A 25,506-nucleotide genomic window follows, 5' to 3' on the forward strand; every position below is an offset into this window, starting at 1 on the left:
CGGTCATTTCACCTCCGGTCGCGAAAGCTTCGTAGCAGCTCGTTGGTTCAAGAAGTAGTAGCCGATGACGAGCAGGAACGTAAACAAGAAGATGACAGTCGACAGGGCGTTGATCTTCATCGAAATCCCTTGACGGGCGAGTGAGTAGATCTCAACGGACAACGTTGTGAAGCCATTTCCTGTCACGAAGAACGTCACCGCAAAATCATCCAATGAGTACGTCAATGCCGTGAAGAATCCAGCAAAGATACCTGGTGTAATGTACGGTAAGATGACTTTCGTCAAAACATCCCAACGGCTTGCGCCTAAGTCACGCGCTGCATCAACGAGCGTCGGACTCATCTCCTGCAACTTCGGTAAGACGAGAATGACGACGATCGGTACCGAAAATGCGATGTGGGACAGTAAGACCGACGTAAAGCCGAGCTGGATGCCGAGTAGCGTAAAGAAGATCAAGAACGATGCCCCGATGATGACATCCGGACTGACGATCAAGATGCTATTTAGCGTCAACAACGACGTCTCGACCCGTTTCTTGCGGACGGCTTGAATCCCGATCGCTCCGAATACGCCAAGGATCGTCGAGATCGCAGCTGACAACAATGCGATGACGAGTGTGTTTAAGACGATGATCAACAAGCGTGAATCTTGGAAGACTTCCTTGTACCAATCCCACGTGAACGAATCGAAGTTCGTCATATTGTCAGCGCTGTTAAACGAATAGAATGCCAAGTAGAATATCGGAGCATACAAAATGATGAAGACTCCGATCAGATAAAGATTTGCTAGTTTCAGACGTTTCATCAAGTCGTCGCTCCTTTCTTCCGTTTCGTACTCGTCAAGGCAAGGATGATCGCCATCGCGATGATGAGGAAGACGGCAATCGTCGCTCCCATGCCCCAGTTTTGTGTCACGAGGAACTGCTGTTCAATCGCTGTACCGAGCGTGATGACGCGGTTTCCGGCAATCAGACGCGTAATCATGAACAGCGATAATGCCGGAATGAAGACGAGCTGACAGCCTGACTTCACACCATCGAGCGTCAACGGGAAGACGACACGCCGGAACGTCGTGAAGTTCGACGCCCCAAGATCACGTGCAGCGAAGACGAGTGACGGGCTCAGTTTTTCAATCGCGTTGAAGATCGGCAGGATCATGAACGGAATGAAGATGTACACCGAGACGAAGACAAAACTGAAATCGGTAAAGAGAATCTGTTGTCGTCCAATCCCAATCGCTTCAAGCGTTTGGTTCGCAAGACCATACGTACTGAACAACCCGATGAAGGCATAAGCTTTCAACAATAAGTTGATCCATGTCGGTAAGATGATCAAAAGTAGCCACAGCTGTTTATGCTTCGTTTTCGTCAACAAATAAGCGGTCGGATAACCGATCAAGAGCGAAAACACCGTAATCAAAAACGCATACCAGAACGAGCTGAGTGTCATCGTCAAATACGTCGACGTAAAGAAGTTCTGGTAGTTCTCAAATGAGAAGTTACCGTCCAAATCAAGGAATGAATAGTAGACGACGAGTACGATCGGTGCGATGACGAACAAGGCAATCCAGAATAGATACGGGATGAGATACCAGTTACGTGATTTTTGCATCATAACACCCCGTCGTAGGATTCCAGACGCTTATCGAATTCTTCTTCCGTCTCGTTCAGTCGCATGACGTGAATCGCTTCCGGATCAAATGTCAGTCCGATCTGCTCACCAACCGTCGCCTTTTTCGTACTGTGGACGAGCCATTCGTTACCGACTTCATCCATACAAGCGATCTCGTAGTGCACGCCACGGAAGAGTTGCGAATCGACGGTGACTTGTAGTTTCCCCTGTGTCACGTTCGTGATTTCAAGATCCTCCGGACGGATGACGATCTCGACCGGTTCGTTCAATTCAAGACCACGGTCGACACATTCGAATTCCTTTTCTGCGAACCAGACCCGGTAGTCTTCCACCATGCGCCCTGGAATGATGTTCGACTCACCGATGAAGTCAGCGACGAAGCGGTTGATCGGTTCATCATAGATATCCGTCGGTGTGCCCGATTGTTGAATGACACCGTGATTGAGGACGAAGATTTCATCTGACATCGCCAGTGCTTCTTCTTGGTCGTGCGTGACGAAGATGAACGTGATGCCAAGACGACGTTGCAAGTCGCGGAGCTCATACTGCATCTCTGTCCGTAATTTCAAGTCGAGCGCTGATAATGGCTCATCGAGCAAGATGACTTCCGGCTCATTGACGATTGCCCGGGCAATCGCGACACGTTGCCGTTGTCCACCTGACATCTCGGTGATTTCTCGTTTCTCATAACCGGACAAGTTGACGAACTTCAATGCGTCCGTTACACGTTTTGCGATTTCTGCTTCTTTCACCTTCTTGATGCGAAGACCGAAGGCGATGTTTTCGAAAACGTTCAAGTGCGGGAAGAGTGCATAGTCTTGGAAAACAGTATTGACTTGACGTTTGTTCGCCGGTACATCGTTGATTCGTTTTCCGTTGAAGATGATGTCTCCTTCTGTTGCTTCCGAAAAGCCAGCAATCAGTCGTAAGATCGTCGTTTTCCCACAACCCGATGGTCCGAGTAACGTATAGAACTTCCCGCGTTCGATTTCAAAGCTGACTTGGTCGAGGACGGTCTGATCGTCGTATCGTTTCGTAACGTCCTTGAATTGAATGATCGTAGTATCTGCCAATCTAGTTCCTCCTTTATAAGTATGAGTCGGTCGCGGTCACGAGGACCTTCGTCTCTTGTGTTGACTCATTGCGTAGTTGATGGATTTCTGAAGCCTTATAGTAAAGTGTCTCTCCTTGTTTCGCTACAAAAGACTGACGTCCGAGCGTCAGTGTGACGTTTCCTGTGAGCACATAGACGAACGTCTCGGCACCTGATGGCTCATACGTCTTGAATGCTCCCCCTGGCGCGAGTGTCAATAGGACCGGCTCCATCTCTTTCTCGTTCGATTCCGGAATGAGCCACGTGACATGATATCCTTGTTCCTCATCGGCATACGTCGTGACATCCTCTTCCCCGTAGATGACTTTTTGATTGAGTGTATCCTCATCAAAGAAATCCTTCGGTGAGATGCCAAGAACTTCGAGGAGATGAAACAGCGTCTCGATCGACGGTGAACTGAGTTCCCGTTCGAGTTGCGAGATGTACCCTTTACTCAGGTCTGTTCTTTCCCCTAGTTCCTCTTGCGTCAATCCCTTTTGAAGACGGAGGTTCTTGATTTTTTGTCCGATTGAGTACAATCGACGTCCTCCTCTCAGCGGCTTAGTTTAGTATAAGATGACTAAAAGTTTACTAATCACGTACCGATTATAGCGTATTTCATTATTTAATCAACTAAAACGTTCAATATTTTTTAATGTTCATTTGACAGCGAGAACGCTTACACCTACAATTAATATCAGGTACTAATTTAAGGAGGAACTTGTTATGCGGATCGCTTGGATCACTGATAGTACAACGATTTTACCGGATACGATCGCTCAGCGCGATGATCTTTCGGTCGTCCCTTTACTTGTCATGAAGGATGGCGAAAGTTTCGTCGATGGTGTCGACGTTGATGCGGAGACCGTTTATAGCTGGATTGACTCAAAACACAAGGTAACGACGAGCCAACCTTCGATCGGGAGCTTCACCGAGCATTATGAACGGTTGAAAGAGGATTACGACGTCGGCTTCGCTGTTCACTTATCGAGTGAACTGAGCGGAACGTACAACGCTTCCGTTCAAGGGGCAGAGATTGCTGGCTTTCGTCTGATTGCGATTGATTCCCGTTGTGGGATTTATCCGGCTGGTCAACTTCTAGCAGAAGCGATTGAACTCGTCGAAGCCGGGCACTCGATCGAATCCGTCGAACAGATCATTCTCGAGCGTCGTTTCTACCATCACATTGAATTCACGGTCGCGAACCTCGATCAATTACAAGCAGGTGGACGGATTTCTTCGACAAAGGCATTCGTCGGTAACTTGTTGCAACTTCGCCCGTTGTTCCACTTCGAAGAAGGAAAAATCGTGCCTTACCAAACCGTCCGGACGTTTAAAAAAGCGCATTCAAAGATTTTTGATCATCTTGTCGCAATCATTGAACGGGGGCAGGTCACGGATATTTCACTATTCCACGCGACAGCGTATGACCTTGCACTCGAGTGGAAACAACGACTGGAATCGCAATACGATGTGCGTGTCCGCATCGATGACTTAACACCGGTTCTCGGTTCGCATACAGGGAATCCAGCAATCGGTATGTCCTTTTTGAACCCGACGCGCCGACCGTGATGACTAATGAAAATGATTTTTGGGTAAACCTTCTTTAGAGAATAAAGGAGGTTTTTTGTTTGAAAACTAATAAATGGATTTGGCTCAACTGGGTCGGCTTCATCTTCACGATTGCCGTGAACGCTCTCGATGGTGGAAAGACAGGACGAATTTCCGATTCGATCATCACATTGTTCAAACCGGCTGGGTATGCGTTTTCGATTTGGGGATTGATTTATACAATTTTACTCATCTGGTTGATTTTGCAATCGATTCCGAAATTCAAGGAACACGAACTGGCGAAGAAAATCGGACCGTGGTTCTTGATCAGCTGTCTGTTCAACGCTGGCTGGATCGTCTCCTTCACGTTTGAACTGTTCGTTGTCTCGGTCGTCGTCATCGTCGGTCTTTTGCTGTCATTGATCGTCATCTACTCAAAAATTGATCGTGAGACGAAAGGATTACGCTTCAAGCTACCGTTCTCGCTTTATCTCGGCTGGGTATCGGTCGCGACGATCGCTGACATCTTCCTGACGATCAACGCAGAAGGTGTGACATCTTGGCTTGGAATTGGAGATGCAGGCTGGACGATGATCATGCTCGTCGTCGGAGTCGTCGTCGCTCTTCTCTTCATGTTTGCGAACCGTGATCCGATTTATCCGCTCGTCTTCGTCTGGGCGTATATCGCGATCAATTTCGAGTCCGATAACGGTCTCGTCGATACGACGGTTCTTGGTAGCGTCGTCTTATTGTTAGCCGGTTATATCTTCCTTCTCGTCCGGATGCGCCGCCAAGTCAGCGTGAGCAAGTGACGTTCCTTTCTTGTTCAAACGGCGTATACTAAAGGAAAGGAGTGAATGACCATGAATATCACATTTACACCGTCTGCTCAGGAGCGGATCCGCCAATTACGCGGTGAAGTATCCGGTCAACTGCACCTCTATTACGATACAGAGGGTTGTGGTTGCGGAAACTCTGGTATTTTCAGTATTCGTATCGTCGATGAAGCGACACCGGAAGACATGACGATTGATTCAAACGTCGGTCCCGTTCTCGTCAAGCGGTGGTCGAGTCATTTCCTCGATCAAGAAATGACACTCGATTACAACGCGGAGAAAAAAGCGCTCATCCTAAAAAGTGATGGACAATACTTTAATACGAATGTGCTCGTGACGGATCAAACAGGCTGCGTCCTAACGGTTCGTTCATAAGCGAAAATGAAAAAGGCAACTTCCACCGTGGAAGTTGCCTTTGTTTGTGTTCGAACAGACAGGTGCTGCGTCGAAAGCTGAGTTGATCGAGTATAGTCGAATGTACTGGATGTCTGTCTGCATCGTGCACGAGCTGGTGAAAACCTCCAGCGCTTTGCGTCCCCCCAGACGTCGCATGCACAATCCTCGCATGCTTATCTAGTATACGAACGGAAGTCACGTTTGGATTGCCTTATCCGACATTTAGAACCGTTTCTTCGATCGTCCGCTGGTTTAGATCCTTTACGTGCATCGGCTTACTGTAATAGTAACCTTGACCATAATCGCAACCGAGACGCTTTAAGAAAAGATGCTGTTCGAGTGTCTCGACACCTTCCGCGACGACTTCGATTCCAAGACTCTTCGCAAGCTGAATGATCATTTCTGTGATCGCTGTTCCCCGTTCGTCATGTGGGACTTCATCGATGAACGACTTGTCGATCTTCAGGATATCAATCGGAAGATGCTTTAAGTGTGTCAGTGAAGATAGACCCGTTCCGAAGTCATCGAGTGCAATCGTCAGACTGAGTTGCTTCAGTTCACCGAGCATCATCATCGCTCGGTCGAGATTCTCCATGACGGATGTTTCTGTGATTTCGAGCTGTAGTTGTAACTCGCTTCCACTCTTTAAGGAATGGTGAACGATCTCTTTAATCATCACGTTATGTGACTCGGATCGGAAGTGCATCGCGGATAAATTGACAGAGACTTGGCGAATGAAATAATCTTCCTTCTTCCAAATCTCCATCTGTGCGACGGTCTCCTTCAACACCCACTCGGTTAAACGATGAATCAGACTGTATTTTTCAGCAAGCGGGATGAACTCCGCCGGTGAGATGAAACCGAACTTCGGATGATTCCAGCGAATCAGAACTTCCGCCTGATCCACCTTTCCTGTCGCGAGTGCGATCTTCGGTTGATAGACGAGAGCGAACTCCTTGAAATCCGTCATCGCCCGGCGTAAGGAGCCGACGATCAATTGCTCTCTGCGATCAGAGTGTAGCGCATCATCATATACGATGAAACGATCGCGTCCCTCGTTCTTACCAGCACGCAGCGCACTCTCCATCTGACCGATTCGCATTTCAAGCGATTCCTTCGTATCCGGTAAGATGACGCCCATCGTCGCTGTCAGATGGACTGCCTGATCTTCGAGGTCGATCGGTTGACGCACGTCCTCTAAAATCTGTTCGAAGACCTCCGTCATATCTTCCTGCGAGACACGTTTGATCAGGAAGAACTGCGTACCATTGTAACGGATACATGCTTCATCTTCCTTTAGCGTCCGTAGCATCCGTTCTGCGAACTGCCGAATGACCGCATCGCCCTTATCAAAACCGAATGTGTCATTGACCCACTTGTATCCATCCAGATCAAGCAAGGCCATCGCCATCTCCTGTTTCGCTCGACCGTAATGGGCATCGACCTTCGTCATATGATGGTCAAGCCATCTCCGATTATGCAGTCCGGTCAAATGATCCGTATACGCCATCATTTGTAGAGCACGTCGCTCCAAATGAATATAGAGTCCAGCAATCAAGATGACAATCAAGAAGACGGGAATTGCGACTTCGTTTAAGATGTTCGACGTGATGGGAGCGTCACCGATGATTCCGGCATTGGAAGCTGGGATACAAAACGATGTACCGAGCATTCCGACATAATGCATCGACGAGATGGCAAACCCCATCACGACCGCGATGGGAATCAAGATCCGTTTCTGATTGACATGTCTTAAGCGATGGAGCAGTAGCAAAGCGATATACGCGACGGTAACGGCAATCAGAACCGATAAGAGGAATAATCCTGTCTCATACCGGACGGTTCCACCGAACTGCATCGCCATCATCCCGAGATAGTGCATCGTGGCGATTCCGCCTCCCATCAGTGCCCCCGCTAAAATCACCTTATTTCTCGTAATCGTCGACGAGTATAAGAGATGAAAGGCAATGAAGGCAGCCAAAATGGCAGGAATGACGGATAAGAACATTAAAAACCAATCATAGCGAACCGTAACCGACAGGGCGAATGCCCCCATCCCGACGAAATGCATTCCCCAGATTGATAATCCCATCGTCAATGATGAGAGGAACAAGGCACGCTTCTTCAAGGAAGTCGCCTTCGCGAGACGCCGATTTAACTCTAATGAACCATATGATCCGATGATGGCAACGAGCACTGACACTACGACGAGTGTCACTTCATAATGTTTCGTTAATATAATCCATTCATTCATTGTATGAGGCCTCTCCTTAATAGACTGTCATTCTCCTAACTATCGTCTGCTCGGTCTCATTTCTTCAGTAAAAATTAGAAATTCATTCGATTTCTTATCATTTCAACGCGCATTTACTTATTCCATTGAGCACCTTGCACAAAAAAAGCGAATCCGTACGAGACGGATCCGCTAAACTTCGTTCTTATAATGCGACCGATGCGACGATTTCGCCCGTCGGTTTTTCTAAATCTGGTTCTGGTTCGACCGTGATGGCGACCGCGTCCACCTTGCCGTCTCCTTTAAGTGGGAAGACAGCTGCTGCCTCTCCATCTTTTTCGATGACACCGTTCGCAGTAGGTGTTTCGCCTTCGATCGTCCATAATTGATAAAGCTGCCCTTCTTGAAGCGGCGGTAAATCTTTCAACTGGACAAGCATGTACGATTTATCGTTTTGCGTGAAAATCATGCTTGATCCTTTAATGGACTCGGTGCTTTCGAAGTTCCCCATCCCTTTGATCTCATCCATCGCTAACGTCTCTGGTGTATCCGTATTTTCTTCCTGCGAGAGGAAGTAGGCATTCGCACCAAGTGAGAGAATCAAGGCGGCGGCGATACTCATCAACCAGCCGAGTGGGACACTCTTTTTCTTCGTTTGTTGCTGACGTGCTTGTTTGATGTCTACCGGAGTAGTCATCGGTGCTTCCTTCGGAGACGCCGTCTCTGCTGAACCAAGGACTTCTCCAAGAATTCGTGCTTTCATACCTGCAGGAACGGGTCGCTCCGGAAGCGATTCAGCGATGGGAAGCATGAGTTCTTCCATTTCTAAAAGCGCTTCGCGACATTCTTCACACGTCGCAAGATGCGCTTCGAACGCGTCGCGATCTGCTGCGGATAATGTTCCATTGAAATAATCGATTAAGTCATGACAACGTTCTTCCATCTCGTTCCCTCCCATCCATTCGTTTTCGTAATGCTTGAATCGCGCTCCTGATTCGCGTCTTGACCGTTCCAAGAGGTAAATCGAGTCGCTCTGAAATCTGTTGCTGCGTCATACCCTGGAAGTAAACGAGTTCAATCAGCTCTTGCTGTTCGGGTTTCAATTCACTAACCGCCCCGCGCACTTCAGCAGCTGTTTCCCGCTGCATGACCGTCCGCTCGACCGGCTCGTCGTATCCACCATCTCGTTCTTCGACCTCGATTGTCGGCTGTCGTTTTTCACGACGGAGACAATCAAGTGCCGCGTTACGTGTAATCGTTAAAATCCACGATGAAAACTTTCCTTTTTGTGTATCAAAATCAACACGACCATTCCAAATCTTCATCCACACTTCTTGTATGACTTCTTCGGACAACCGGTCATTATTCGTAAAGCGATGGGCGAATGAGAACAACAGCCGCTCGTACTTATCGTACAACGTCTCGAGGGCTTGCTCATCACCGCTACGCATCAGGTGATAAAGCGATTCATCGGATTGAGTGTGCATCCTTCTCCTCCTTCTGATGTCAGCCTTATCATATAGTATACGCAAGCTGACACCAAATCGTTTTCTATTTTATTCATTTTCTAAGTAAAAACTTCACCACATCCATATTCCCTAATTCTAATAAAAGTATAGCTTAAAATTCTGTTGAATTGACAGTTATACCGTAATGGGCATAGCATAAAGATACTACATGACGTCAGGTCAACGGGAATCGGAGGAATACAAATGGATTATGATCGGAAGATGAAGAACCGTGTTAGTCGGATCGAAGGACAGCTACGAGGCATTTTACGGATGATGGAAGAAGGGCAAGATTGCCGCGATGTCATCACCCAGCTCTCCGCTGCCCGTTCTGCGATTGACCGGACGATCGGCGTCGTCGTCAGTTCGAATCTAATTGAGTGCGTCAAGGACGCAGAACAAAACGGCGACGGACAAACTGAAGAACTCGTCAAGGAAGCGGTCAACTTGCTCGTTAAGAGCCGCTGATATAACGCTCGTACGGATAGCCTGCTTGGATAGCAGGCTATTTTTTTAGACGTTTATTTAGTATACCAGCCGTTTGATCCAGGTTTGAGTGCACGTCAAAACAGGTATACTAAATTGTTATTATCTGGACTGCTCGTAAAAGGTGTCCACTTAGGAGGAAGAGTACTTATGACCGTTTCCCTATTCATTGATGTCGCATGTAAGACAGGCGAATCTCCTGTTTACGACGCAAAAACAAAGCGCTTTTATTTCGTTGATATTCCGAATCAACTTCTCTTTTCATATGACCTCGTCACAGAAGCACTTAAACCGTACACGTTACCAAGCGCCATCACATCGATTGCCTTGACCGATGCACCGGATTTATTACGTGTCACGGCTGAACACGGATTCGGGACGTTTGATCTCAAAGAAGGACACCTGTCTCTTGAGCATCAACTGTCGCTACCCGATTCCGACCGAATGAATGACGGAAAGCTTGATCCAACCGGTCAATATGTCGCCGGTAGCATTAATGAAGAAGACGGTAAGACCGCTGGATTGTTCCGTCTGCGTCACGATGGCTCCATTGATGTCTTACATGAAGACTTGACGAACTCCAATGGACTCGTCTGGTCAGAAGATGGCAAGACGCTTTATCACATCGATACACCGACGAAAAAAGTCTATGCCTTTGACTACGCTTCGGACGCACCACTTTCGAATAAGCGTGTCGCCGTTGATCTCGAAGAAGAAGAAGGGTTCCCGGATGGTATGACGAAGGACGCGGAAGGTCACGCTTGGATCGCGCATTATGCTGGATCATGCATCACCCGTTGGAATCTTACGACTGGTGAAAAACTCGCTCATGTCGACTTCCCGGTCGCAAATCCGACGTGCCCGATTTTCTACGAAGATCGATTGCTCGTCACGACGGCTGCAAACGGAGATGATGCGCCACACGCCGGTGCCGTCTTCGCTGTAACATTTGAATGATTCGTAGAGGAGGGATCATCTTTTTAGAGGTGATGCCTCTTTTTCCACACAATTCGTCTAGACGCCTATTCAAAAACAGACGATACTAAAGAAGAAGACTATTCATTTTTTGAAGGAGTGAAGCCGATGCGTGTCACGACAATCGAACGTTTACACCAATTGCAGACGACCCCATCCTTTTTCCCGGTCAACTGCTACCTGTTTGAAGAAGCAGACAGTTTAACATTGATTGATGCTGGACTCGGAATCAACGCAAAGGCGCTCTATCACTATATTCGAAAGCAAGAGAAACCACTCGGTGCGATCATTCTGACTCATGCGCACGCCGATCATGTCGGCTCACTGGACTTCCTTGCGAACGCCTTCCCTCTCGCTCAAGTCTGTATCAGTTACCGAGATGCTGCATTGCTCAGCGGGGATGAGACGCTACGAGAAGGCGAAACGACACCCTTAAAAGGGGGTATTCCGAAAAACATCAAAACACGACCAGATCGATTGCTCGAGAGTGGTCAACAAGTCGGAAGTCTCAGTGTCATCGCCTCACCCGGTCATACACCTGGTTCGATCTCGCTTTGGCATGAAGGAAGCCGGACGTTGATCGCCGGGGATGCTTTTCAGACACAAGGGGGACTTGCCGTCTCCGGTGATGTCCGTTGGCAATTCCCGTTCCCCGCACTCGCAACATGGGATCCGGACGTCGCCCTTCGTTCGGCTGATCAACTGACGGAACTATCTCCAGATATTCTTGCCGTCGGACACGGTCCCCTCATTCTCGGACCGAGTTACGAAATGCGCCAAGCTGTCGATCGATTCTCTCAGGTCTTACAGACGAAAAAATCATCTCCATTCAAATCACACACTTAAAATGGGACTGTATCATAAGTCAGTCTTTCCAAAGATAAGGGTGGCAGATTTTCATTCTGCCACCCTTATCTCATAACAAAAAGAATGACGCGTCGCACGCCATTCCTACAGGAATAAGCGCATTTATGCGCTTCAGAGACAAACAAGCCCCGTTTTCCTGCTTGAATGAAGCAGGAAAACGGGGCTTGTGTCTCGCCTGAGGAAAGGGCGTGAAAAGACGCGTCATTCTTTTTTTGAGTTAACCCCATTTTTTCGTCCAGTGGTTCAATTCTGTTCTGCAACAGAATAACGATAGACGCGTGCTTCGTAGGGACGCAAGATATCCGGGCTATCCGGATAGTTTGATACGAACAATTTTTCATGCGGTAAAATGAGGGCGGTCTGCATCGGTTCATCATGTACGTTGAGGACGATCCGCCAGACCTCTCCCTCTAGTTCCCGTTCATAAATATAGAGATACGGATCATGGAGTGCCAAGTCTCGGTACGTGCCGTAAACCATGATCGGATGTTGCTTTCGCATCTGAATCAGCGACTTGTAAAAAGCAAGCACGGACGATGGATCGGCTTCTGCCTGCGCGACATTGATGTCCGTATAATTCGGGTTGACGGCTAACCATGGTTTCCCACTCGTAAAGCCAGCTGCATGTGTACCGTCCCACTGCATCGGTGTGCGGGAGTTATCACGGGCAAGTAACTGCATCGACGAGAGTACGACCTCTGGATCCTCTCCACCAGCGACGCGCTCCGCGTATCGATTTCGAAAGGCGACGTCTTGATAGAGCGACGGATCCGAGAAGCGAATCCCCGTCATCCCGATCTCTTCTCCTTGATACACGTATGGAATGCCCGGTAACGTATGCAACATCAAACCGAGTAGTTTCGCGCTCTCGACGCGGTACCGTTCACTGCCGAAGCGGGTCACTTGTCGTGTGTGATCATGATTGTTCAAGAACTGTGAATTGACGCCTAGTGGGTATAAGACATCGTACCAGCGTTTCTGAATTTCCTTGAACCGTAAAAGATCCATCGCCTCCATGTCGTCCGCGATCTCGAAGTGAAACAGCGTCCGGAGTTCTTCTCGGTCTTCACTGACATATAACAGCCCGTCTTCTGGACCGACGAACGGAATCTCACCGACTGTAAACAAGTCTTTACCAGCAAGAACATTCGCATGCATCTCCTGCAAAAAGTCATGCACGCCGGGCTGATTTCCAAGGTACGAGAGATCAAACGGATTGGCGACATCTTCAAACGACCGTTTTTTGATCAAGTTGATGACATCCATCCGGAAGCCGTCGATCCCTTGAGCGATCCACCAGTTCATCATATCGTAGATCGCTTGCCTCACAGCTGGGTGCTCCCAGTTTAAGTCGGGCTGTTCTTTGGCGAAGGAATGAAAATAATACTGCCCGCGTTCTTCACTCCACGTCCACGGGCTTGGCGCAAAGTACGAGCGCCAGTTGTTCGGAGGCGTCTCTTTCGTACCATCCTGCCAGATGTACCAGTCATCCTTATCGTTAATCCGCTCTCGCGACTGACGGAACCAGTCATGCTGGTCACTCGTATGGTTCACAACTAAATCGAGAATGACCTTTAATCCTCGGGCATGAGCGGCCGTGATCAACTCCTGGAGATCTCCCATCGTTCCCGCTTTTTCCATGATCTCGTAATAATCGGCAATATCATAGCCGTTATCGACGTCCGGGGAACGATAACACGGATTCAACCACACGACATCGACACCCAGTGAAGCGATGTAATCAAGCTTATCGATGACACCTCGCAAATCACCGATCCCATCCCCGTTCGAATCTTTAAAGCTACGCCAGTAGACTTGATAGACGACTGCCTCTTTCCAGTTAGCTCGCTTCATCTTCCCACTCCTCTCCCTACTCTTTATTCCCGCTCCACTTATCTGTACCTGTTTATCCGACAATTTTTTTGAATTTCGAAAAAGTTCTTTTCTTTTGACTGAATATTCGTTATCCTTGACGACAATACCACGAAGGAGGCATTCATCCATGAAACATTTCGCTCCATCCATCGCCATTGATCGGCTTCCTGCTCCTGTCTTCGCTGAACTCGCGAACCGAATCGGTGCTGTGAAAGCTGCCGGACACGATGTCATCACACTTGGTCAAGGAACACCCGACCAGACGACGCCTGTACATATTCTCGATGCCTTAAAACAAGCCATCGACGAGCCAACGAACCTTCAATATCCACCGTTTCGTGGACATGATTTTCTAAAGCAAGCCGTCGCGCGCTTTTATGCGACTGAATTCGGTGTCACAATCGATCCGGCAACGGAAGTCGCAATTCTCCTCGGCAGTAAAGCCGGCATCGTCGCCTTACCGCAGACGATCGTCAACCCTGGAGAAGGTGTCATCGTTCCGGATCCAGGATACCCGGATTACCTGTCTGGCGCAGCACTTGCTGGCGCATTCCCGATCACGCTTCCGTTACTTGAGAAAAATAACTTCTTACCGGATTACGACTTACTTGATACGACGGACGTCGAGCGTGCCCGGATGTTGTTCCTCAACTACCCGAGTAATCCGACGGGTGCGACCGCGACGGCAGAAGCCTTCGAACAGACAGTCGCTTTCGCCGATGCCCATGATATCTGTGTCGTCCATGACTTAGCATACGGCGGCATCAGTTTCGATGGTCCGACGCGAAGCTTCCTGCAGACGGAAGGGGCAAAAGACGTCGGGATCGAGCTATTCTCACTCTCAAAACGCTTCAACATGTCCGGCTTCCGGATTGCCTTCGCGATCGGAAATCCGTCCGTCATCTCAAGCATCGAAACATACCAAGAACATCTCTACGTCAGTGCCTTCACACCGATTCAGCATGCGGCGACCGTTGCCCTCACGAGTGACCAAACGTGCGTCCGTGAGTTAAGTAGCTTGTATGAAACACGACGCGATGCGTTGTTCGCAAAACTCGATGCGATTGGTTGGAGTGGTCCACGCCCAGGCGGTTCCTTCTTCGTCTGGCTTCCTGTTCCAGAAGGTTACACGTCCCAAAGCTTCACCGATCATCTACTTGACGAAGCACACGTCGCCGTGACCCCGGGATCATTCTTCGGCGAATACGGTGAAGGCTACGTCCGGATTAGCTTGATTGCTGACGTCGAACGTCTAGAAGAAGCCGTCGATCGAATCGGAACGCTCAACCTGTTCCGGACACCTGTTGCGGAATAATTCTGAAAAAACATTTGACAGATGGGAATCATTTCCGTTAAAGTAAATCCCAACAGCATAACTACTTATCGAGAGCGACCGAGGGATTAGGCCCAACGACGTCCGGCAACCACCTGTAAGGAACGGTGCCACATCCTACAGAATGATTTTCATTCTGAGAGATAAGTTACGAAATCTTACACTTTCGTCGCTTTTTTCTGGTTGCTCTGCTACTAGGAAAAAGCGACTTTTTTTGTATGAGGAGATGAGCGGATGATTGAATTCAAACACATTACAAAACGGTTCGTTCGAGACCGGACCCCGATTTTTGCATTACGGGATGTCGATTTGACGATCCAAAAAGGAGAAATCTTCGGAATCATCGGTGAGTCTGGTGCCGGTAAAAGTACGTTGCTTCGCCTGATCAACGGGCTCGAGCATCCAACACAAGGAACCGTCAAGGTCGACGGTGTCTCGCTCGGCGGGATGTCAAAAGCAGATTTACGTCAACTTCGCTTGCGGACAGGAATGATCTTTCAGCATTTCCAATTGATCCAGTCACGCAACGTCGCGGATAACATCGCTTTTGCACTCAAGGCCGCTGGCGTCAAACGTGCAGATTTCCCGGAGCGAATTCGCGAACTCGTCTCGCTCGTCGGACTTGAAGGATTTGAGACGAACTTCCCGAGTCAATTAAGCGGTGGGCAGAAACAGCGCGTCGGGATTGCCCGGGCACTCGCAAACAATCCGACCGTCTTGTTATGTGATGAAGCGACATCCGCTCTTGATCCCGTTACGACACTACAGATTCTTGAACTGCTGAAGGATTTGAATGAACGACTCGGATTGACGATCGTCCTCATCACGCATGAGATTGATGTCGTCAAACAGATTTGCCATCGCGTCGCGGTCATGTCGCAAGGTGAAGTCGTCGAAGTCGCCTCAACCTATGACTTGTTCAGTCAAGCTAAGCATCCGGTGACGCAACATTATGTCGATACGGCATTACAAATCGAATTGCCGGAACGCATCTTACAGGCAACCCCAGGTAAGATCATCCGCTTGCAGTTCACAGGCGAGAAGACCGGTGAAAGTACGTTATCAGAAGCGATCCGCCGTTACGATATCTCAGTCAGCATCTTGCACGGCAAGGTCGACTACATTCAAGACGTCGCCTTCGGTGTCCTGATTGTCAGCTTGACGGGATCATCCGATCAAATCGCTCCTGCCCTTGACTGGCTCGCGACGGAACTTCACGCACTCGAGGTGATTCAGGATGTGGCTTGATCGTATTCAAACGATGTTACCGGAGCTCTTGAAGGCACTCGGCGAGACAGCATGGATGGTTGGTATTTCACTTGCTTTCGCATTGGTCGTCGGGATTCCGCTCGGAATTCTCTTGTTCGTCACCGACCGGGGATTATTTTTTCAAAACCTTGCCGTCCGCCGTGTTCTTGACTTCGTCGTCAACATCGTCCGGTCGCTACCGTTCATCATCTTGCTGGTTGCCCTCATTCCATTAACGAAGTTCTTACTCGACAATACGATCGGTCCGACGGCAGCGTCCGTCAGCCTTAGTGTCGCAGCGATTCCGTTTCTCGCGCGCCTTGTCGAAACATCACTCCGCGAGATTCCGCCTGGTTTGATTGAAGCAGCAGAAGCATGTGGGGCGAAACCCTTGCGGATCATCGTCAGTGTCCTCTTACCGGAAGCACTCCCTGGCATCATTCAGGGCATCACATTAACGACGATCAGCTTAATCGGCTTCTCAGCGATGGCTGGTATCGTCGGCGGCGGTGGTGTCGGTGACCTCGCGATCCGTTTCGGTTACTATCGCTACGATAATCTCATCATGATCGTGACGATCGTCGTGCTCATCGTCATCGTTCAAAGTATTCAAGCACTTGGCAATCAACTGGCGCGAAAAACAGATAAACGCTAATCATACATACAAAGGGAGAGTGGAATCATGAAAAAACGATATGCCTTTTTAGCAACAGCCTTACTTGGTGCAGGAGTCCTCGCGGGATGTGGAGACAGCAGTGCTGATGAAAAAGACAAGACGATCAAGATTGGTGCGACGAGTGGTCCGTATAGCGACATGGTCAAACAAGCGATCCAGCCACAACTCGAAAAGAAAGGCTATAAAGTCGAAATCGTCGAGTTCAGCGATTACATCCAACCGAATATCGCCCTCGGTAGCGGGAACATCGACGCCAACTTGTTCCAACACTCGATCTATCTCAAGACGTTTTCTAAAGAAAAGAACCTCGATTTAAAAGGACTCATCACGGTTCCAACAGCACCGATGGGACTATACAGCAAGACAGCGAAGACACTTGACGACGTCAAGACAGGTGCTGAAGTCGCGACGCCGAATGATCCGACGAACCAAGCACGAGCACTGAACTTACTTGCGGAACAAGGCTGGATTGAACTGAAGCCGGATGTCGATCCACTAACCGTTTCAGAGAAAGATATCGTCAAGAATCCGAAGAAACTCGTCATTAAACCACTCGAGGCGGCTCAATTGCCACGCGCCGTCGAAAGTGTCGACATTTCAGCCGTTCCAGGGAACTTCGCACTTGCTGCGAAATTCGACTTACTTGATGCGTTAGCGCTTGAGACGATGGACGAACAATACCGTAACCTCGTCGCTGTCCAAACGAAAGATGCGGACAAACAAGTCGCAAAAGACTTAAAAGCAGCCGTCGAATCGGACGCTTTCAATACAGTCATCGAAAAATCATTCAAGGGCTTCAGTAAACCTGAATGGGCAAACTGATGTAAAAAACGACCGGAATTCAACGAGATCACCTCTCTTTGAATTCCGGTCGTTTTGTGTTAGAACCGATACCACATCAGTTCTTCATCATGATAGGTATCATCGATTTTCAGCGCCCGCGGTTCAATCGCGTATGATTCAAAACCAAGTGATCGATACAACGCTTTAGCAGCTTCATTCGTCCGGACGACCGAGAGATGGACTTGCTCAATCACAGGATGCTGCTTTAATGTACGTAATGCCTCTTGTACGAGTTGTCGTCCGACCTGTTGCTTTCGGGCGCTTGGCGCGACGTACATCGCAAATAGATTCGCTCGATGTCGCATCTTGAACGGCTCTAAGTTGACGATCGTGACGACACCGACGAGTTCATTTTCATGAAACGCACCGAACGTCATCGACTGTTCGCTTTCAAGACGAGTTGCGTACCGTTCGATGGGTCGATCTTTTTCTGCTTCGTAATCAGAACCGAATGCTTCCGGATGGTTTCGTAAGGCTTCTAACCGCAGTGCTTTGTAAAGAGTTGCATCTTCAACCGTCAATCGACGTATTTTCAACTGCTCCACCTCCTACCTGTAGTATAGAACGAACTAACTCGTAAAAAAGAGGACGACATCGAGCGATATCGTCCTCCATTCTTCTATTTAAGGTGTTCGGAAATTAATCGTGAAGTACGGTGAATTATCTCGGAATGCTACACCGACATCCGCCTGCTTGAAGCTCTTTTGAAGGATGTTATCGCGGTGTCCTTTTGAGTTCATCAAACCCCAATGCGCCGCAAAGACGTTCGGATAGCCCATTGAGAGATTCTCACCGGCTCCCATGAACTTGATACCACCTTGTTCCATTCGATCGAACGGGTCACGCCCTTGTGGATCCGTATGCGAGAAGAAATTATTCTTCGCCATGTTTTCGCTGTGACCACGTGTAACCGGCTTCAGTGCCGTGTACGGTGCTAATGGATTTAATTTATAGTCGGCTCGTTCCCAGTTCATCAACCGAAGCATCAGTTTCTCATCTGTCGTTCGTAACGCATTCGACGCCGTACCGTAGAAGCCTTTTTTCTTCGCTTCGACGTCTTTTGGAATCGCAAGCGTCGCTTTGACTTTATTGCCGTCATGTTGATCGAAGAAATATGTCACGTAATTGCCTTTCTTCTCATAGACGGCGGCATGATCCAGATTCAACATGTAGTTCGTGTTGCCTTTACGGTAGGACTTCACTGCGGTCCACCCTTTTTTCTTCAAGGAAGATTCCGTATCCTTATTCAAGACCGCGCCTTGCGTCGTCACCCCGTTCTTGAAACGATACTTCCCGTAGTCCTTACCATCCTTCGTCAAGGCGACGAATTCCTCCGTTGATGTCCGTCTGACTTCCCAGTCGTATCCCGGATACTCACTGCTATATCGATCAATCAGCTTGCCGCCGCTTTTCGGGTAATCGGCTTCTGCTTGTTCCATTGGAATGTTTTCGTAGCCGAAAAAGGCTACTGCTGCTACTCCGATGATTAGCCATTTTTTCATGCCCTCGTTTCGCCTCCTTCTATTTCATTACCTTTATTTTAAAAGAAAATCATTCCTTCGAACAGTCATCGGCTCTCATTTGTCTAAATCACATCTTTCGTCCACAAATCCGACATATTTCATGAGAGCGCTCCCATTTCAAAAAAGCTTTTGTTTAAACGATTCTTGAAAGTATTTAATACACATACTAAATGATTTTCCCCTTTTATTAAAATGTGTGAACATTCTTTTATTTCATTCTAAACGATTTTTGATTGCTCTCCGATTCTCGACTCGGTATCATTAGAATTCGTAAGCCAAACTTTCAATGCTTTTCCAAATAACATAATGATATGAAGGAGTTGACCTATGGTTTTACTGTATTTCATTTATGAATCCATTGCTTTTTTGCCGATTCAACAATACTTATTTTCCGGCTGGATGATTCTTGTCGCGTTGACCGTATCGTTTAGCTTGGCTAATGCACATGAAGATGTCCGACTCAATCAACGGCTCGGTTTCGAGTTACTTGTTCCTGGATCGGGTATGCTGCTCTCTAAGAAATTCATTCCTGGTCTTGCTATCATCCTTTTTTTAATCTTGATCCACTTCACGTATATGTTCCGCGCCATCCCTCTATCTATCGCTTTAATTTCGACACTCTCGATCAGTACACTCTCACTTCTTTCGCTTTTTATTCCAGCACGCAAAAAAGCGGACCGCTAAGTCCGCTTTTTGATTTATTGATATTTTGTTGTTTCTTTCAACTTATACGTGTTCGATAATTCAAGCCAGATTGTTTTGCCTTTTTTGACTTTCACTTGAATGTACGGACGTCCTTGCGAAACACGAAGTGCGAGCAATTCGCCTTGTTGATCACCATGCGTTTCACTTGCTTTTAACCAATGACGACCTAATTTACGCTCAATGAAGATATGCTTCCCTTTTTGGACAGCACGCCAGATGCCGATTTCTGCTTTTCCTTTGACCGGTACGGCCGTCTCTGCACCTTGAATCGAGATGATCGCTGGATCGTGGTCACTCGCGCTACCGTCTGCTTCCATATACTCTGAGTTGATGTTGACGATATCTGAAGACGTATAACGTTTTAAGTTGTTCGAGATTAAGATATGGTCGAGCACTTGAGCGTTTCCGTTGTAGACGTACGAGTACCGCTCTGATTCCGGCAGATCGTCAACTGTGTTCCACAAGTTATCACCTTTTAAGATATCAAGCGTCTTCGAGAATTGGAAGTCGTTTAAGTCACCGAGAACGACAACGTTTGAGCCTTTGACTTCCGTTTTCAATTCAGAGACGAAATCTTGGACGATGTTCGCAATCGCATGACGCTGGACTTCACTCTTACGTACGACCGGTTGGTTCTTACCGAAGTCAGCTCCGTCGCCACCTTTTGAGTTGAAGTGGTTGACGATAACATGGTACGAATCACCATTGAAGAGGAATTCAGCGACGAGCGGTTTCCGTGAACTCGCGAAGTTCGGATCCGTCGGTTGGATACGACCCGGGTTTTTCGTTAACTTACCATTTTCCACCGTAACGGCTTCCGTCGCGCCACCTTTTTCACCTGGTGCGAGCGATACACGTGCTGGATTGTAGAGGAATCCGACACGGATGTTTCCGCCTGGCTGTCCACCATCCTTCTTGTCTTCTGGTGCGATGTCCGTATAGGCATAGCGGACACCCGTTTTCGCTTCGATCGCCGCGATCAATGTCTCGAATGATTTCGAAGCATCGACTGTGCCGCTATCTGTTGCGCCATCGTTATCCTGCATCTCTGTCAAACCAACGATGTCCGGTGTCTTCAAGAACGTTGCAATTCCTTCTGAGACGCGATCGACTTTTCCTTCGTCTGCTGTTGAAGCAAAGTTCTCGACGTTGTACGAAGCAACAGTCAAACGTGATTTACCCGTTTCGATGTTCGTCGGTTGACGATCTGCTTCGCGCGTGACGAGTGGCGGAAGATCAGCTGCTTTTGAAAGGACTTTATACGCCGAATAGTTATAGCTCATGACACCTTCAATCGTTCCGTTGAACGTATCACCAGCTTTTGCACGGTACGACGAGCTTCCCATCTCGACGAAGAGACGCTCCGGGTTGACGTTGTCTTTCGTCAGGATCGGCGTTCCACGTTTCGTATAGACCTTATCCGCTGTCTGCGTCCGAACTGGAATCGTCCGGTTCGCTTGTGGTCCTGTGACGATCGCGTTTGGTAAAGCGACACGCATACCTTCTAAGCTTTCGTATAAGTCGATTGCATCTTCTTCTGGATCAAACTGAGCGAACGAATCGTTGTCGACGACTTGCGTTGGAATCAAGACCCCTTCATCGCCAAGAACGATGCTTGCTGGTAATCCTTCGTTGAGCGCACCCTTTACGAGATTGACCGTACTGATTTCCGTGACCGCTAAGTCTGTATCGAACTTATCACTGTAGCCGCCAAGTAACCATTCTTTGACATATCCTGTCGTCGCGACTTTTTGTCCAACGGCAGCACCATGGTTTTTCGCATAGACGAGAATCCCTTCCGATGTCCGGCTGTCGTTATCCGGATTCGGATCCTGCATATAGAAGTTGTTCGCATCGACGACGTACGTGACGACACCTGTCGTCCGGACGAGTTGATCTGCGTAAGGCGACGTATGCGCAACGCCTTGGATGTTGCTGATTTTCGTGATCGGTGGTGCGATGTAATACTTGAATGTCGAAACAGCTGACGTTTTACCGTCCTTGACGGCAACTGCTTGAATCGTCACTTCATCGTTGATCGTGATCGGTGACGTATACACCGGACTGTCGACAGTTGGTGTCGTGCCATCAACCGTGTAATGAATCGTTCCTTCACCTGACAATGTCACTTGATCTCCACGTTCAACTTCACCGACTGGAGAAGCTGTAGGTGCTGCAAGAACGTCGCCCGCTTCTGTCTGATGACTACCGAGATTCGTCAGTGTATCGACCGGGAAGCTCGTCCACTGTGATGGTTCGTATGTTTTAGCACCAGACGTGACGCCCGCATTCCGCACGAGTGTCGTATCTTTTGCGAAATCCGTTGATGAACCGAGTGGTCCGATGATATCAAGAACGACGTCGCCTTTTTTAAGTGCAATTGGATCATTCCCGTTGAAGTTTAATGATCCCGTCGTCAATTGTGCTTTTGCTTTGATGTCCGCATTCGCACTCGAGTTCGCGATGACGAACGTCTTTCCTGGATCCACTTTCCCCGATAATGTGATTTTCGCTTCTGATGGTCCACCGTTCGTATATTGAACGAGGGTATAGTCCGCTAAATCAATGATTTGCCCCGACCCATTGTATAGCTCGATTGCCTTGTTGTTACTTGTTCCTTCTATGTATTCAGACAAGATGACGCCTTCGCCTTCTGCCCCGACAAGACCCGCTTGTGGAAGGATTCCTGCTGTTAACACTCCGGCCAATGCCCACTTTCCAAACGTACTGCCGTATTTCATGATGAGACCCCCTATTGAATTTTCTGACACTTCTTAATAATATCAGATTATATTCTCAATAGTGTATATTTTTCGTAAAAAAAGATACCATCCTTCGTAAATGAAAGAGATGGTATCGCTTACAACTTTTTATTGTTCGTCTTTGTGACTTTCGTACCATTTTTCAGCTTGCGATGTCGCGATCGGAATGGCGCGTCCCTCTTCATACCCGTCTTTTAATAACGCGTTCGCGATCTCGATTGCTTTCTTTCGAAGTGGCGGATCAAAGTTCTTGAATGACTCCGGATAGTCGTTCTCATTCCATGGCATGTCGTCACCCCCTTCTTTCAGCATTACCCGAAAAAAGGCACAAAAAAAACGCCTCATCAGCGTGTCGTTGTTTTGGTTGTCATGAGAATCGAGGATTACAGGTGATCAAAACACCTGAAACGACGAAAGCCCTACCTCTCTTTCGTTGTTACGGCTCCTTGGCCGCGCCAGCTGAATCAAGCATTTTAGCAAGAATCGTGATGCGTCTGCAACGGACGCATGATACTGGGATTTTTAGAAATAGCTCGGGAATGAGCGGAAAAGTATCGATTGGAAGGTTTATCTTGCTGGGTCAACTTCTCCTCGTAGTATGAAGAAGGACAAAATAAAAGCGATGACTTATGTCTGACTCATTTGTCAGTAGCGGTCTAAAAATCCTGACCTGTCGATTTAATTGTATGATATGGATTGAAGATTCTCACATGAGTGATCATCCCCGATTCATGACTTATATTAATCTATCACACTTTCTTTTGTAAAGTCAATCTTTCTTTTGAAAAATCGTTTTCTCCTGTCTCAGAATTGTAGTTGCACCTGCCGTAAAAGCCGAGTATCGTGAAGAGGACTCATTACTATAGAAGAAACGAGGGAAATCCATCATGTCGAATCGACTTATCCATGAAACGAGTCCCTACCTATTGCAACACGCTCATCAGCCTGTCGATTGGTACCCGTGGGGCAAAGACGCCTTCACTGCCGCTCGGGAAAGCGGCAAGCCGATCTTTTTATCGATTGGTTACTCGACGTGCCATTGGTGCCATGTGCTGTCTCACGAAAGCTTCGAGGATGAAGAAACGGCACGCCTCTTGAACGAACGCTACATCGCAATCAAGGTCGACCGGGAAGAACGTCCTGACATTGACCATGTCTACATGACGGCGGCTCAAGTCATGAACGGACAAGGCGGCTGGCCACTGAGCGTCTTCATGACAGCGGACCAGCAACCGTTTTATATCGGTACGTATTTTCCGAAGACGCCTCAGTTCAACCGCCCGAGTTTTCGTCAGGTGACGCTTCAGCTAAGCGAGCAATTCCGCCGTTCACCAGAAAAAATCGCACAAGTCGGTCAGAACATGTCGCAAACGCTTCGCGACGTATTGCAGCCTACGACGTCTACCCATACTTGGAATGAATCCATCATTCACGAGACGTTTGATCAAGCGATGCGCCAATTTGACCGTCAACACGGTGGATTCGGGGGGGCACCGAAGTTTCCGTCGCCAGCCCTGCTTCGTTTCTTGCTTGATTATTATCAATACGCGGAAGACGAAACAGCGCTCCATATGGTCATGCGTTCATTAATCGCGATGCGTGACGGTGGGATGACCGATCAAGTCGGCTACGGTCTATTCCGCTATACGGTCGATGCCAAGTGGGAAATTCCTCATTTCGAGAAGATGCTGTACGACAATGCTTGGTTTGCGACCTTATGCATCGAGACGTACCAAGTGACCGGACAGATCCGTTTTCGACGTTACGCGGAAGAAGTCCTCTCGTTCACAGAGCATGAGATGACTGCACCGGACGGCACCTTCTACGCCGCACTGGATGCAGATAGTGAAGGCGGCGAAGGACACTATTATACCTTCACGGCAACTGAACTGACGGACTTACTCGGACCAGACGCACTGTTCCCGCGCTTCTATCATGCTTCACCATCAGGAAATTTCGAAGGACGAAACGTCTTTTACCGGACGGGACGATCACTCGAGGCATTCGCACGTTCTGTTCACTTGTCGCCTGCTGAGACAGCGGCGCAACTCGAACGCGAGCGCCAGCTTCTTCTTCGTGCGCGAAATGAACGTCCGCGTCCATTTCGTGACGATAAGCGCTTGACATCGTGGAACGCGATGATGATCTCGACGTTCGCTAAAGCCGGTCGCATCTTTAATAAACCGCATTATACACGTGTCGCAACGCGTGCGGTGACATCACTTGAACGATTCGTTCGTACCGAACAGCAACTTGCCGTTCATTACCGCGAAGGACAAGCGACCGGACACGGATTCCTCGATGACTATGCTTATTTGATTGACGCACATCTTGAACTGTTTCAATCGACACGACGAGCGCTTCATCTAGAGGAAGCTTTAGTACTTGCAGATGTGCTACAAGATCAGTTCCAGACAGTAGATGGCTATTTTTATCTGACATCTTCACGCTCCGACGAGCTACTCGTTCGTCCACTTGATCTGTATGATGGGGTCACACCGGCTGGAAACAGCGTTGCCTTGCATGCCTTCTTCACGCTCAGTCGCCTCACCGGGCGTCTCGTCTATCAGGAAAGTGCCGAACGGGCTCTTACGGCATTAGTAGAAGAAGTCGAGCAACAACCAACGGGCTTCGCCTCACTTGTCAGTACGTTCACCTATCGGCAGATGGAACCGAAGGAATTGATCATCTTGATTCCTGAAGAGTCGGAAATCCCAATCGAAATCAATCAACTGCAACAGATGCGCTTACCGGAAGTCGCCTTATTGATTGGGACGAAGCGTGACCTTCTACCGCTTGTACCATTGATCGCAGATTATCCTGAACCAAACGTACCTACCGCTTATCTCTGTCATGATTTTTCGTGTGAACGACCAACGACGAATCTGACAGAACTCCTCGCTCGTCTCAACATCTGATCATTTCCCCTCTTGTTTAAACAAACAGGAGGGTTTTTCAAAAAACC

At 48.3% G+C, this 25,506-nt stretch carries 24 protein-coding genes and 1 riboswitch; of the genes, 12 read left to right on the forward strand and 12 right to left on the reverse strand.

What is annotated here, in order from left to right:
• Nucleotides 1-3 precede the first annotated feature (3 nt).
• The 4 genes from KNQ08_RS10175 to KNQ08_RS10190 are packed head-to-tail and all read right to left on the reverse strand — an operon-like array spanning nt 4 to nt 3,263.
• A complete protein-coding gene (locus tag KNQ08_RS10175; protein WP_029342587.1) occupies nt 4-804 on the reverse strand; it encodes an ABC transporter permease in 801 nt (266 codons plus the stop codon).
• A complete protein-coding gene (locus tag KNQ08_RS10180; RefSeq protein WP_029342588.1) occupies nt 804-1,613 on the reverse strand; it encodes an ABC transporter permease in 810 nt (269 codons plus the stop codon). The genes KNQ08_RS10175 and KNQ08_RS10180 overlap by 1 nt, the downstream gene beginning before the upstream one ends.
• Nucleotides 1,610-2,704 (reverse strand): ABC transporter ATP-binding protein, encoded by a 1,095-nt coding sequence (locus KNQ08_RS10185; RefSeq protein ID WP_023469351.1) that lies wholly within the window; start codon nt 2,702-2,704, stop codon nt 1,610-1,612. The genes KNQ08_RS10180 and KNQ08_RS10185 overlap by 4 nt, the downstream gene beginning before the upstream one ends.
• 13 nt (nt 2,705-2,717) lie before the next feature.
• Nucleotides 2,718-3,263: a helix-turn-helix domain-containing protein gene (locus KNQ08_RS10190; RefSeq protein WP_214805473.1), complete on the reverse strand. Its 546-nt coding sequence runs from the start codon at nt 3,261-3,263 to the stop codon at nt 2,718-2,720.
• Nucleotides 3,264-3,450: 187 nt separating this feature from the next.
• On the opposite strand from KNQ08_RS10190, the gene KNQ08_RS10195 reads away from it, so the two are divergent.
• The 3 genes from KNQ08_RS10195 to KNQ08_RS10205 are packed head-to-tail and all read left to right on the forward strand — an operon-like array spanning nt 3,451 to nt 5,486.
• A complete protein-coding gene (locus KNQ08_RS10195; protein ID WP_214805475.1) occupies nt 3,451-4,296 on the forward strand; it encodes a DegV family protein in 846 nt (281 codons plus the stop codon).
• 59 nt (nt 4,297-4,355) lie between these two features.
• Complete coding sequence (locus tag KNQ08_RS10200) at nt 4,356-5,087, forward strand: hypothetical protein (RefSeq protein ID WP_050678116.1); 732 nt, start codon at nt 4,356-4,358, stop codon at nt 5,085-5,087.
• A gap of 51 nt (nt 5,088-5,138) precedes the next feature.
• Entirely contained in the window at nt 5,139-5,486 is a 348-nt protein-coding gene (locus tag KNQ08_RS10205) for an iron-sulfur cluster biosynthesis family protein (protein ID WP_050678117.1), read from the forward strand.
• A 232-nt stretch (nt 5,487-5,718) separates the two neighbouring features.
• Here KNQ08_RS10205 and KNQ08_RS10210 read toward each other — a convergent pair whose 3' ends face one another.
• The 3 genes from KNQ08_RS10210 to KNQ08_RS10220 all read right to left on the reverse strand — a co-directional run bounded on the left by KNQ08_RS10210 (nt 5,719) and on the right by KNQ08_RS10220 (nt 9,227).
• Nucleotides 5,719-7,761: a bifunctional diguanylate cyclase/phosphodiesterase gene (locus KNQ08_RS10210; RefSeq protein WP_149427823.1), complete on the reverse strand. Its 2,043-nt coding sequence runs from the start codon at nt 7,759-7,761 to the stop codon at nt 5,719-5,721.
• Between the two features lie 184 nt (nt 7,762-7,945).
• Nucleotides 7,946-8,683: an anti-sigma factor gene (locus KNQ08_RS10215; protein WP_149427824.1), complete on the reverse strand. Its 738-nt coding sequence runs from the start codon at nt 8,681-8,683 to the stop codon at nt 7,946-7,948.
• A complete protein-coding gene (locus KNQ08_RS10220; protein WP_058703803.1) occupies nt 8,664-9,227 on the reverse strand; it encodes an RNA polymerase sigma factor in 564 nt (187 codons plus the stop codon). Before KNQ08_RS10220 ends, KNQ08_RS10215 begins: the two co-directional genes overlap by 20 nt.
• A 225-nt stretch (nt 9,228-9,452) precedes the next feature.
• Here KNQ08_RS10220 and KNQ08_RS10225 point away from each other — a divergent pair, with 225 nt between their 5' ends.
• The 3 genes from KNQ08_RS10225 (at nt 9,453) to KNQ08_RS10235 (ending at nt 11,555) form a co-directional block, all read left to right on the forward strand.
• The gene (locus tag KNQ08_RS10225; protein WP_023469359.1) at nt 9,453-9,716 is read left to right on the forward strand and encodes a metal-sensitive transcriptional regulator; all 264 of its coding nucleotides are present in this window, start codon (nt 9,453-9,455) and stop codon (nt 9,714-9,716) included.
• Nucleotides 9,717-9,884: 168 nt separating this feature from the next.
• Complete coding sequence (locus tag KNQ08_RS10230) at nt 9,885-10,691, forward strand: SMP-30/gluconolactonase/LRE family protein (RefSeq protein WP_214805477.1); 807 nt, start codon at nt 9,885-9,887, stop codon at nt 10,689-10,691.
• 126 nt (nt 10,692-10,817) lie between these two features.
• Nucleotides 10,818-11,555: an MBL fold metallo-hydrolase gene (locus KNQ08_RS10235; protein WP_149427826.1), complete on the forward strand. Its 738-nt coding sequence runs from the start codon at nt 10,818-10,820 to the stop codon at nt 11,553-11,555.
• 264 nt (nt 11,556-11,819) lie between these two features.
• On the opposite strand, the gene KNQ08_RS10240 is transcribed toward KNQ08_RS10235, so the two are convergent.
• A complete protein-coding gene (locus tag KNQ08_RS10240; protein ID WP_214805478.1) occupies nt 11,820-13,430 on the reverse strand; it encodes an alpha-glucosidase in 1,611 nt (536 codons plus the stop codon).
• A 148-nt stretch (nt 13,431-13,578) separates the two neighbouring features.
• On the opposite strand from KNQ08_RS10240, the gene KNQ08_RS10245 reads away from it, so the two are divergent.
• The 4 genes from KNQ08_RS10245 to KNQ08_RS10260 all read left to right on the forward strand — a co-directional run bounded on the left by KNQ08_RS10245 (nt 13,579) and on the right by KNQ08_RS10260 (nt 17,530).
• Entirely contained in the window at nt 13,579-14,766 is a 1,188-nt protein-coding gene (locus KNQ08_RS10245) for an aminotransferase class I/II-fold pyridoxal phosphate-dependent enzyme (RefSeq protein WP_149427828.1), read from the forward strand.
• 62 nt (nt 14,767-14,828) lie between these two features.
• Nucleotides 14,829-14,934: riboswitch (SAM riboswitch) on the forward strand.
• A gap of 84 nt (nt 14,935-15,018) precedes the next feature.
• On the forward strand, nt 15,019-16,032 hold the full coding sequence (locus KNQ08_RS10250; protein WP_058712982.1) for a methionine ABC transporter ATP-binding protein: 1,014 nt from the start codon (nt 15,019-15,021) through the stop codon (nt 16,030-16,032).
• The gene (locus tag KNQ08_RS10255) at nt 16,022-16,687 is read left to right on the forward strand and encodes a methionine ABC transporter permease (protein ID WP_023469366.1); all 666 of its coding nucleotides are present in this window, start codon (nt 16,022-16,024) and stop codon (nt 16,685-16,687) included. Before KNQ08_RS10250 ends, KNQ08_RS10255 begins: the two co-directional genes overlap by 11 nt.
• Before the next feature lie 27 nt (nt 16,688-16,714).
• Nucleotides 16,715-17,530 carry a MetQ/NlpA family ABC transporter substrate-binding protein gene (locus KNQ08_RS10260; RefSeq protein WP_029342601.1) on the forward strand — a complete coding sequence of 272 codons (816 nt, stop codon included), beginning with the start codon at nt 16,715-16,717 and terminating at the stop codon, nt 17,528-17,530.
• 59 nt (nt 17,531-17,589) lie between these two features.
• On the opposite strand, the gene KNQ08_RS10265 is transcribed toward KNQ08_RS10260, so the two are convergent.
• Nucleotides 17,590-18,087 (reverse strand): GNAT family N-acetyltransferase, encoded by a 498-nt coding sequence (locus KNQ08_RS10265; RefSeq protein ID WP_149427829.1) that lies wholly within the window; start codon nt 18,085-18,087, stop codon nt 17,590-17,592.
• A gap of 87 nt (nt 18,088-18,174) precedes the next feature.
• On the reverse strand, nt 18,175-19,053 hold the full coding sequence (locus tag KNQ08_RS10270; RefSeq protein WP_149427830.1) for a CAP domain-containing protein: 879 nt from the start codon (nt 19,051-19,053) through the stop codon (nt 18,175-18,177).
• A 348-nt stretch (nt 19,054-19,401) separates the two neighbouring features.
• Between KNQ08_RS10270 and KNQ08_RS10275 the strand changes: the two genes are divergently transcribed.
• Nucleotides 19,402-19,758, forward strand: coding sequence for a hypothetical protein (locus KNQ08_RS10275; protein WP_214805479.1), 357 nt, complete (start codon nt 19,402-19,404; stop codon nt 19,756-19,758).
• Between the two features lie 14 nt (nt 19,759-19,772).
• Here the strand turns inward: KNQ08_RS10275 and KNQ08_RS10280 are convergent, their stop codons facing one another.
• Together KNQ08_RS10280 and KNQ08_RS10285 are read right to left on the reverse strand one after the other, a co-directional pair.
• A complete protein-coding gene (locus KNQ08_RS10280; protein ID WP_214805481.1) occupies nt 19,773-22,520 on the reverse strand; it encodes a chitobiase/beta-hexosaminidase C-terminal domain-containing protein in 2,748 nt (915 codons plus the stop codon).
• A 129-nt stretch (nt 22,521-22,649) separates the two neighbouring features.
• Complete coding sequence (locus KNQ08_RS10285; protein ID WP_035396111.1) at nt 22,650-22,829, reverse strand: DUF2188 domain-containing protein; 180 nt, start codon at nt 22,827-22,829, stop codon at nt 22,650-22,652.
• Between the two features lie 599 nt (nt 22,830-23,428).
• On the opposite strand from KNQ08_RS10285, the gene KNQ08_RS10290 reads away from it, so the two are divergent.
• A complete protein-coding gene (locus KNQ08_RS10290; protein ID WP_251133644.1) occupies nt 23,429-25,459 on the forward strand; it encodes a thioredoxin domain-containing protein in 2,031 nt (676 codons plus the stop codon).
• Nucleotides 25,460-25,506 lie beyond the last annotated feature (47 nt).

Source organism: Exiguobacterium sp. s46, assembly GCF_018618875.1.
Taxonomy (GTDB): Bacteria; Bacillota; Bacilli; order Exiguobacteriales; family Exiguobacteriaceae; genus Exiguobacterium_A; species Exiguobacterium_A abrahamii.

Coding starts and splice junctions, on each gene's coding strand:
- KNQ08_RS10220 (WP_058703803.1), bottom strand. CDS start 9,227: ATGCACACTCAATCCGATGAATCGCTTTATCACCTGATGCGTAGCGGT.
- KNQ08_RS10225 (WP_023469359.1), top strand. CDS start 9,453: ATGGATTATGATCGGAAGATGAAGAACCGTGTTAGTCGGATCGAAGGA.
- KNQ08_RS10180 (WP_029342588.1), bottom strand. CDS start 1,613: ATGATGCAAAAATCACGTAACTGGTATCTCATCCCGTATCTATTCTGG.
- KNQ08_RS10205 (WP_050678117.1), top strand. CDS start 5,139: ATGAATATCACATTTACACCGTCTGCTCAGGAGCGGATCCGCCAATTA.
- KNQ08_RS10290 (WP_251133644.1), top strand. CDS start 23,429: ATGTCGAATCGACTTATCCATGAAACGAGTCCCTACCTATTGCAACAC.
- KNQ08_RS10260 (WP_029342601.1), top strand. CDS start 16,715: ATGAAAAAACGATATGCCTTTTTAGCAACAGCCTTACTTGGTGCAGGA.
- KNQ08_RS10235 (WP_149427826.1), top strand. CDS start 10,818: ATGCGTGTCACGACAATCGAACGTTTACACCAATTGCAGACGACCCCA.
- KNQ08_RS10240 (WP_214805478.1), bottom strand. CDS start 13,430: ATGAAGCGAGCTAACTGGAAAGAGGCAGTCGTCTATCAAGTCTACTGG.
- KNQ08_RS10285 (WP_035396111.1), bottom strand. CDS start 22,829: ATGCCATGGAATGAGAACGACTATCCGGAGTCATTCAAGAACTTTGAT.
- KNQ08_RS10270 (WP_149427830.1), bottom strand. CDS start 19,053: ATGAAAAAATGGCTAATCATCGGAGTAGCAGCAGTAGCCTTTTTCGGC.
- KNQ08_RS10175 (WP_029342587.1), bottom strand. CDS start 804: ATGAAACGTCTGAAACTAGCAAATCTTTATCTGATCGGAGTCTTCATC.
- KNQ08_RS10280 (WP_214805481.1), bottom strand. CDS start 22,520: ATGAAATACGGCAGTACGTTTGGAAAGTGGGCATTGGCCGGAGTGTTA.
- KNQ08_RS10195 (WP_214805475.1), top strand. CDS start 3,451: ATGCGGATCGCTTGGATCACTGATAGTACAACGATTTTACCGGATACG.
- KNQ08_RS10255 (WP_023469366.1), top strand. CDS start 16,022: ATGTGGCTTGATCGTATTCAAACGATGTTACCGGAGCTCTTGAAGGCA.
- KNQ08_RS10215 (WP_149427824.1), bottom strand. CDS start 8,683: ATGGAAGAACGTTGTCATGACTTAATCGATTATTTCAATGGAACATTA.
- KNQ08_RS10275 (WP_214805479.1), top strand. CDS start 19,402: ATGGTTTTACTGTATTTCATTTATGAATCCATTGCTTTTTTGCCGATT.
- KNQ08_RS10230 (WP_214805477.1), top strand. CDS start 9,885: ATGACCGTTTCCCTATTCATTGATGTCGCATGTAAGACAGGCGAATCT.
- KNQ08_RS10210 (WP_149427823.1), bottom strand. CDS start 7,761: ATGAATGAATGGATTATATTAACGAAACATTATGAAGTGACACTCGTC.
- KNQ08_RS10245 (WP_149427828.1), top strand. CDS start 13,579: ATGAAACATTTCGCTCCATCCATCGCCATTGATCGGCTTCCTGCTCCT.
- KNQ08_RS10250 (WP_058712982.1), top strand. CDS start 15,019: ATGATTGAATTCAAACACATTACAAAACGGTTCGTTCGAGACCGGACC.